Raw genomic sequence first — 8,629 nt, 5'->3', positions numbered from 1 at the left:
GTATAAGAGACAGGCTTGGAACCCGGGGCGGGCGCGGGGATGAAGTGGAAGAAGAGCGTGGCGTCCGGCAGGTCCACCTTGCCGCGGGCGCTCTCCTGCAACGGCAGGTCGAAGGTGTCGTCCGCGCGGCGCGTGGCGAGCCCCTGCTCCCGGAGCGCGTCGAAGTCCACGTCCGACGAGCCCAGGTTGATGCGGCCCTGCATGTGCTCGTCGATGATGAGGTGGAACTGCTGGCCGCGGTTCTCCAGCACCTTGAAGCGCGGCGGGCGCGCCTCGGACGGGGGCATGACGATGGTGTTGCGGGCGTCATCGCCAATGGTGACGGAGTCGTGGAGCAGGTGGTGCTCTTCGACGATGCGCCCGTCCTGGATGACGCCGACGCGCAGCAACTTGGGGCGGGTTTGAAGGGCCATGGATCTAGAACGGGTCCTGCTGCACGCTCTGGACCACCTTGGGCACGAAGCTCTCCGTGCGGTTCAGGTCGTCGAAGCTCGGCTTGGAGCGGTCGAGGAAATAGAAGGCTTCCGGCTTCTGGATGCGCCCCTCGACCTTGATGGCTTCCAGGCGGATGGCCTTGGCCGGCTTCTTCGCCGCCGGAGCCTGGGGCGCTGGCGTCGCGCCGTTCGCCGCCTTCTTCGTGGACGCGGAGTCCTCCGCCCAGGACGGACCGGAGACGGCGACGAGCAGCAGGAGGAGGGCGGGGCGCATGGCGGAAGGTCGGGCTACTGGACGTCCTTGGACACCTTACCCGAGGCGCCCGGCCGCGTGGCAGGGGGCCCGGGGGGCGAGGCAGGGGTCGGGTTTGCCTCGGGGGCCTTGGCGGCTTCGGCGGCCTTCTTCAGGCCTTCCTTGCGCTCGCGCTCGCGGCGGCGGGTCTCCCGGTCGATGCCCTTCTGCGCGTCCTTGAGGTACTGCGCGGTGCGCTCGTCGGTGCCGCCCTTGGACTTGTACTGCTCCAGGAAGGACGCGGCCTTCTGGAGTCGCTCCAGGGCGTCCATTCCGGCGGGCTCCAGGTCCAGGTGGAGCAGGGCCAGGTTGAAGTACACGTCCTTCGTGTCGGGCTGGAGTTGGAGCACGCGCTCGTACTCCGCCAGGGCGCGGGGGAAGTCCCCTTCGCCGCGGTACGCGTTGCCCAGGTTGAGGTGGGCGGCGGCGAAGTCCGGCGCGGCCTTCACGGCGGCTTCCAGCTCCACGCGGGCGCCGGAGTAGTCCTCGCCCTGGTTGAGCAGGGTGCCCAGGTTGTTGCGCGCCTCGGCGAAGTCCGGCCGGAGCGCGATGGCCTGGCGGAAGCGCTCCAGCGCCAGGGGGCGCTCCTTGAGACCCAGGTGCACCAGGCCCAGGGCGTTGAGGGTGGCCGCGTCCTGCGAGTCGATGGCGAGCGCGTTGCCCAGCACCATGGAGGCCAGCTCGTACTTGCCTTCGCGGGCGTACACCTGCGCGAGCACCTGCATGGCGGGCACGTGCTGCTCGCTGACCTGGAGCGCGCGGCGGGCCTCGGCGACAGCGGCGGGGTGCTTCTTCTGCAGCAGGAGGTTCAGCGCCAGCGCCGTGCGCCGCGCCACCGAGTCCTGCTTCGTCAGCGCCTCGCGCAGCTCCGCCTCCAGCGACGCCGCGCGGCCCGTGCGCGCCGCCAGCCGCACCAGGCAGTCCCACGCGGCCTCCTGGTCCGCGTCCAGCACCAGCGCCTGACGGTAGGAGCGCTCCGCGTCCGGGAAGCGGCCCTGGCGCTCCTGCACGATGCCCAGGTTCGTCCACGCGGGGCCGAGCTTCGGGGACTTCTCCAGCAGGGCCTTGAGCGCGGCCTCCGCGATGGTCAGCTCTCCGCGCCGGGCGACCTCCACCGCGCTGGTGAAGTCCCGCTCCGGTCCGGCGAGCGACTTCGCGACCGGCGCCGGTTCCTTCGCCTGGGGGTTCGCGTCGCCAGCCTTCGCGTCACCAGACTTCGCTTCGCCGGGCTTCGGAGACGTGCTGATGGCCGTGACGGGTCCGGCTTCCGGCCCGGTGAGCTTCGAGTCCTTGCGCGTCTCCGGACCGGAGGCGCAGGCGGACAGCCAGAGCACGAGCCCGGTGAGCGCGAACTTGCGGCCCGCGTTCATGGCGTGCCCCCTTCCGTGAGCCGGGGCGCCTTGTCCGGGTCGGCGCGAGCGGGCGTGGGCGGCGCGGCGAGGCTGCCCAGCAGGCCATCCGGATACACGGTCTCCGACGCGAGCGCGCCCCGGGCCTCCTTGAGGACGGGGTACTCCTTGGGGCGGAAGCGGTTGAGGGACTCCAGCGTGCGGCGCGTCCACTCGTTGGAGACGCGGTTGTTGCGCGCCTCCTTGAGCGTGGCGGCGTAGCTCTCCACGGCGCGGTCCTCCAAGGCGACGGTCCGCTGCGTGAGCATGTCCTGGTACGTCAGCACCGCGTCGTCCCCCAGGCGCTTCACTTCCGGAGGCACCGGCGCGTCCAGCAGCGTGACGGCGAAGCGCTCCAGGGCGTAGCCGCGCCGGTAGAACGACGCCAGCGACCATTCCAGCTGCTTGTACGGCAGCACCTTGGCGTACGCGGCGTCCACCGCCTTCACGGCTTCGGTCTTCTTCGTGAAGCTCTTCTCCAGCGCCTTGCCGGAGCCGCTGAGCTTCAGCGCGTCGAAGCGCTGGAACTCCAGCTCGGCCAGCTGGAAGCGGCTGTAGGCGGCGGCCTCCGCGGCGCGCGGCTGCGTGTCCGGCTTCAGCTTGCGGCGGTCGAAGTCATCCGCGGCGGCGGCGTACGCGCGCTCGGCCTCCTTCGCGTTGCCACGCTTCTTCCAGGCGTCACCCAGGCGGCGCTTGGCGTCCACCACCAGCTCCACCTGATCCGCCTTGCTGGCGAACTTGCGGACGAAGGCCTCCAGCGCATTGATTTCGCCCCGGGTGTCGCCCTGCTTCTCCAGGATGCGTGCCGCGCGGTACTGGTTCTCCGGCGCGTTCTTCCCGTGGGGATACAGCTCCACGCACCGCTGGAAGGCAGCGGCGGCCTCCGCGTAGCGCTGCTGTCCTTCGAGCAGCGACGCCGCGTTGTAGAGCGCGGCCTCACGCTCCTCGGCCTTCGGGTAGTCCTTCACCAGCTTCTGATAGCTGGTGACGGCCTTGTCGAAGTCGTAGGACTTCTGCGCGTTCAGGGCCACGCGGAACAGCGCGGTGTGCGCCCACGGCGACTTCGGGTAGTCGCGGTAGACGCGCTCGTAGAGCTTCATCGCGGAGTCGAAGCGGCGCAGTTCCTCGTACGCCACCGCCGCGTTGTTGAGCGCCTTGTCCGCGAACTCGTGGCGGGGGGCCTCCTCCACCAGCTGGAGGTACTTCTTCGCCGCCTCGTCGTAGCGCTTCTGCGAGGCCAGTTGGTCCGCCAGGTTGAAGCGGCCGGCGAGCTTGAACTTCATCAGCTCGCGGTACTGCTCACTGGACGGATCCACCACCTGCGCGTTGCTGGCGAGCCGCGCGCTGACCTCTTCCACGCTCTTCCAGTCCTGGTCGACGAGGAAGGACTCGATGATGAGGTTGGTGGCATAGCCGGCCACCGGGTTGCGCGGGTACGCCTGCACCACGCGCTCGAAGCGGGGGCGGGCCTGGGCGAAGTCGTCGTGCGTGTAGAAGAGCTCCGCGGCCTGGTAGGCGATGCCCGGCGCGGCCTCTTCCTTCGGCAGCAGCGCCACGTACGCGTCGGACGCCTTCACGAGCGCGGCCTCCGTCTCCGCCAGGGCCACGGGCGCGTGCGTGCTGTCCTTGGGGCGCTCGCTGGCGCGCAGCGGCTTGCGCTCCGGCACGCGGCCCGCCTTCACGTCCTCGTCCAGCTGCGCCTTCCAGGCGAGCACCGCGTTGTGCGCGGACACGTCCCGGTAGGTGTTGTCCTGGTTGGAGTCGCGCACGGCCGCGTACTCCTTCGCCGCCGCGCCGTACGCGTCCGAGTTGAAGAGGGACTCGGCGTGGAAGAAGCGCATCGCGTACGCGGTCTTGCTGCGCGGGAAGCGCTCCAGGTACGTGCCGTACGCGCGCGCGGCGGAGGCGTAGGTGCTCTTGGCCTCCGCGGCCTTGCCCTCCTTCTGGAAGGACTGCGCCTGCTGGTGCTGGTACGCGGCGGCGGAGTAGAGGCTCTGCTCGGCGAGCGTCTGCGCGTGCGACAGCGCGTTCGGGTCGTCCTTGTTCTTCTCGTACCAGGCGCCGCCGGGCAGGTAGCTGTTGGCCAGCTTCTCCGACTCGCGCGCGTACAGGTCCATGCGCCGGTCGCGCTCGTAGGCCTGGACGATGCGCTGCTGCAGGCGCGGCGCGTCCGCGGTGAGCGGGTCGGTGGACAGCACCTGCTGATACGCGGCGATGGCGTCTTCGTTGCGGAGTTGGTCGAAGTAGACGTTGCCCAGCCGGCGGTACACCTCCGGCTCGTAGGGCCGGCCGCCGCGCTTCGCGAAGAGATCGCGGGCCTTGGCCACGCCGCCCCACGTCTCGTCCGCCAGCGACAGCGCGATGTACTGGAGCGCCTCCGAGCGCAGGTCGCCTTCGTCCGCCTTGCTGCCGGACTGCTGGTGGGACTGGTAGTGGTCGAGGAGCAGCAGGAAGCTGTCCACGGACTCCTCGAACCAGTCCATCCGGTAGTACGTCCAGGCCAGCTTGTAGCGGGCCTTGTCGTAGAACCGGTGCTCCGTGTCGCGCGTGGCGGCGGTGTACGCCTCCGCGGCCTTGCGCAGCGCCTCCGGGTCGGTCTCCTCCTCGAACCAGTACTCGCCGATGCGCGTCCACGCGTCGGTGGCGAAGCGGCTCTTCGGATAGCGCGTGGTGAGCTGCTGGTAGGTGGCGAGGCTCTCCTCGTCCTTGTGCTGCTCGTTGAGGCAGTACGCCAGCAGGTACAGGGAGCCGTCGTTGAGCTTGTAGTCCGGGAAGCGCGCGAGCAGCGAGCGGTACAGGCCGATGGACGGCGTGAAGTCCACGTCCGGCTCCGGCGGCAGGTCCGCCATGGCCTCGTCGGACATCGTGCGCACGCGCTCCGCGTAGTCCTTGCGCGCCAGCTGGTGCTCGTCCGCGGAGCGCTCGTAGTACAGCTCCGCCAGCCGGAACATCACGTCCGGCGTGGCGCGAGGCTCGTCCGGGTAGCGACGCAGGAAGTCCTCGAAGCGGCCGATGGCGTCCAGCCGCTGCGTGCGCTCCTGTGACTCCAGCGCGGTGAGCGTCTTCTCGTAGGCGTTGTTGAGCGCCGAGCGCTTCTGCTGGTAGCGCCGCTCGATGAGCTGCTTCACCTCGCGGTGGAAGTCGCGAGACTCCGCCTCGTAAGCCTCCAGCGCGCGGCTCACGTCGCGCAGCAGCTTCTCCTGCTCGGGCGTGTGTCCCAGTCCGTCCAGGTAGCGGGAGGTGTTGGGCGCGGGCGGAGCCGGAGCCGCTGGCTGGGCCTTCGCGGGGCCTGAGGGTTCGGAAGGCTTGGAGGCCTTCTTCGAGGCCTGGCTGGGCGTCTTGGCCTTCGCGGCGTGAGAGGCCAGCGGCGCGAGGGCCAGGAGGAGGACGAGGGCAGGGCGGCGCATGGCCTTCAGTCCCCCCCTTCCGACGACAGGACGTCCTTGAACTCCAGGTCGAGCGCGCGCAGTGCGTCCGACTTCTCCTTGGCGACCTTCTGGATGTTCGTGGCGTTGTCCTGCGTGCGGCTGAAGGCCACGTCCACCGTGCCGGTGTCGGCCTTGAGCACCAGGTCGTAGAACTGCTGCCGCACGCGGCGGAAGCTCTCGTAGGCGATGCGGCCCACCAGGTTGCGAGCGTCACCAGACGCGGCGGCCACCTCCTGCTCGTAGCCCTGGAGCAGCGCCTGCTCCACGCGCACCTTGTCGCGGATGGACTTCACGCGAAGCTCCAACCGCGAGCGCAGCGCCACCCTCGCCACCGCCACGCGGCCGCGCAACGAGTCGATGCGCGAGCGCACCGCGTGCATGCGCAACAGCACGCGCGTGTCCTCACCGGACAGCCGGCCTTCACCGGCGCGCAAGACGCCGTGCTCCTGCTGGAGCGCGGCGGAGTAGCGGGCGCGGATGGCGGCCTCGCCCTCCAGTGACGTATCCGTGGACTGGCGCTCACTGGCGAGCCGGGCGCGGGTGCGGTCCAGCTCCGCCTGCAGGTCCTTCAGCGTGGCGATCTCCGCCTGGAGCTGCACCAGGAACTCGCGCTCCTCCGCGGGGTCCGCCTGCCGCTCGTCGCGCGTGTCCTCCACCCACTTGCGGATGGCGGCGGCGTTCGCGTGCAGGCTCTGGAGCTCGTAGCCCACACGGAAGGCCTCGCGGTCCACCGCGTCCACCTTGGCCTGCATGCGGTGGCGGCGCTCCTCCAGCTCCTTGTTGGTGGTGGGCAGCGCCGCGAAGCGCAGCCGCTGGGCCTCGCGCGCGCCCTGGGCGACGAGCAGCTTCTCGCGCTCGGCGGGCGTCAGCTTCTCCTCCACCAGCGCGGCCTCCGCCTGCACCAGGGACTGCTCCACGGCGGTGAGCGCGGTGTCCACGGCCTCCGTGCGGACGTAGCCCTCCTGCAGCTCCGGGAACGCCTCCAGCCCGCGCGCGTCCAGCGCTTCCAGGATGCGCTCGGCGATGGCCTTCGCCTCGCCCGCGCCCTGACGGCCACTGTCCAGGTCGCCCACCATCCGCACCGCGTCCGCGACCTCCTTCTGCGTGGACGCGTACTTCAGCGCCAGCGGGGGCAGCAGGGTGCTCACGTCCAGCGAGCGCTCGTTGCGCGCGAGCAGGTTGTCGAAGTACGCGACCGGGTCCTGGTTCACGCGCAGGAGCGCGTCCACCTTGTCGCGCGCGGGCGTGAACATGCGCGCCACGCCGTCATACGTCTCCAGCGCCTCGTCGTACTGGCGCAGCTTCTGGAGCAGGTGCCCCTGGAGGATGCGCGCCTCGGGAGCGAGCTGCGAGTCCGGCGCGACGAGCAACAGGATGTCCGTGGCGTTCTTCGCCTGCGTGAAGTCCTGCTTGCGCACGTACGTCCACGCGACCTCCAGCAGCGATTCCGGGAAGCGCTCGCTCTCGCGCGGAATCTGGCCGTAGTGGTCCAGCGCTTCGTCGAAACGGCCCGTCTCGTACATCAGCCGGCCCAACGAAAGGAACGCGAGCTCGCGGAAGCGCTGGGCCTCCGCCTCCTCGATGCCGGTGGACACCACGGTGTCCGGTCCGGTGCCCACGATGCGCTGGAACTGCGCGATGGCGGCCGGGTAGTCCCCGCTCTGCACGCTCAGGACGCCCAGGTGGTAGACGGCCTGCACGCGGAAGGCGCCGGGGCTTTGCGCCAGCGGGGCGAACAGCGCGCGCGAGCGCAGCTGGTGCTCCTCCGGCGTCAGGTCCAGGCGCTTGAACGTGCCGCGCGCATGCACGTAGGCGATGTCCGGCGCCAGCACGCCGCCCGACAGCTGCCGCGCCTTCTCCACGTACGCGTCGATGCCGTCGAACTGCTGGAGCCTTCCCGCCACCGCGAGGTAGCGGCTCACCGCCTCCTTGTAGCGCTGCGGCGTCAGGTCCAGCGACAGCACGTCGCGCAGATACACCCGCGCGCCGATGTCGTTCTTCTGCTGGTACAGCGCGTCCGCCAGATAGAAGACCGCCTCCGGGTAGCGCGGGTTCGCCTTGAACGCCGGGTCGCTCACCAGGTCGTAGAAGAGGACGGACGCGGCGGCCCAGTCTCCCAGCAGCGAGTACACCTCGCCCTCGGAGAAGCGCTTGAGTTGCGAGTCGGCGCTGCTGGGCTCGGGGCGCTCCGTGAACTGCGTCTCCACGAAGCGCAGCGACTGCTCCGCCGTGCGCAGCTGCGCCTCCACCGCTTCCACCGAAGCCGCGCGCGAGCTCAACGACGCGGGCATGGGCGGCAGCGCGGCCCCCGGCTTGGAGGCCTGGGGCGCCGGAGCGGGCGCGGCCCCGAGGGACAGCGCGAGGGCCAGGGCGTGCAGCGTCGCGGTCACGGCCTGACGCTCCCTACTTCAGCTCGCTGGAGGTTGTGGCCGGCGCGGCGGGAGTCCCCGGAGCGCCTTCCGTCTCCGAGCCGGAGCCCGGGCCGGCGGGCCGGTTCGCGCGCGTGTCCTTGGCCACTTCAATGTCGTAGCGCACCGCGGGCCGGTCCTTGAGGTCCGTGGTGAGGCCGCCCTTCTCCACGCCCACCACGTTCACCGTGGTGACCTTTCCGGACTCCGCGTTGAAGGTGTAACTGGATTGCACCTTGAACTTGTAGCCTTCCAGGTAGCTGAACACGCCGTAGCCGCTGCCCCGGTAGACGAGGCGCACCGCGAGCTGGTGCTGGCCCGGCACGATGCGGCCGTTGAAGACCTCCAGCGACTGGTGCCGGTTCAGGTCTCCCTGCGTGTCCACCTGGGTGAAGATGGGCGCGCCGTCCAGCGCGTACACCACCGACTCCAGCTGGAACGCGTTGCCCATCTCGTTCTTGTGCACCAGCACCGCGCGGGCGCCGGTGGACAGCTCGCCGCCCATCACCGACTCCTGGAGCAGCAGCAGGCGCGCCTTGGAGCGGTAGATCTTCTCCTTCAAGTCGACGACCTGCTCCTCCAGCGTCTTCACGCGCGACGTGAAGGCCTCATCCGCCGTCTGGTCGCCCGCGGGTGCCTTCGCGGCGGGGGCCTGCGGCGTGCCAGCGGCCGGGGAAGC

General features: G+C 70.3%; 5 protein-coding genes and 1 pseudogene. All 6 read right to left on the bottom strand.

Going from position 1 to position 8,629, the window contains the following annotated elements; genetic code table 11:
* A pseudogene (locus D7Y15_RS40545) lies at positions 1–413 on the bottom strand (hypothetical protein); the annotation flags it as partial.
* Positions 414–417: 4 nt separating this feature from the next.
* Complete coding sequence (locus D7Y15_RS40540; RefSeq protein ID WP_120581646.1) at positions 418–708, bottom strand: hypothetical protein; 291 nt, start codon at positions 706–708, stop codon at positions 418–420.
* Positions 709–722: 14 nt separating this feature from the next.
* Positions 723–2,096 (bottom strand): tetratricopeptide repeat protein, encoded by a 1,374-nt coding sequence (locus D7Y15_RS40535; RefSeq protein ID WP_121755928.1) that lies wholly within the window; start codon positions 2,094–2,096, stop codon positions 723–725.
* A complete protein-coding gene (locus tag D7Y15_RS40530; protein WP_121755927.1) occupies positions 2,093–5,521 on the bottom strand; it encodes a tetratricopeptide repeat protein in 3,429 nt (1,142 codons plus the stop codon). Before D7Y15_RS40530 ends, D7Y15_RS40535 begins: the two co-directional genes overlap by 4 nt.
* A 5-nt stretch (positions 5,522–5,526) precedes the next feature.
* Positions 5,527–7,932: a tetratricopeptide repeat protein gene (locus D7Y15_RS40525; protein ID WP_121755926.1), complete on the bottom strand. Its 2,406-nt coding sequence runs from the start codon at positions 7,930–7,932 to the stop codon at positions 5,527–5,529.
* A gap of 13 nt (positions 7,933–7,945) precedes the next feature.
* Positions 7,946–8,629, bottom strand: a 684-nt coding sequence (locus D7Y15_RS40520) for a dihydrolipoamide acetyltransferase (protein ID WP_121755925.1), incomplete at its 5' end; no start/stop codon positions are given.

Origin of the sequence: Corallococcus sp. AB030 (genome assembly GCF_003668965.1) — a bacterium.
Lineage (GTDB): Bacteria > Myxococcota > Myxococcia > Myxococcales > Myxococcaceae > Corallococcus > Corallococcus exiguus.
Note: the sequence above shows the minus strand (reverse complement) of the source record. Positions and strands in the feature narration are given on the sequence as shown.

What these genes read in the sequence shown, in the direction of transcription:
- D7Y15_RS40535 (WP_121755928.1), bottom strand. Translation starts at nt 2,096, where the DNA reads ATGAACGCGGGCCGCAAGTTCGCGCTCACCGGGCTCGTGCTCTGGCTG.
- D7Y15_RS40540 (WP_120581646.1), bottom strand. Translation starts at nt 708, where the DNA reads ATGCGCCCCGCCCTCCTCCTGCTGCTCGTCGCCGTCTCCGGTCCGTCC.
- D7Y15_RS40530 (WP_121755927.1), bottom strand. Translation starts at nt 5,521, where the DNA reads ATGCGCCGCCCTGCCCTCGTCCTCCTCCTGGCCCTCGCGCCGCTGGCC.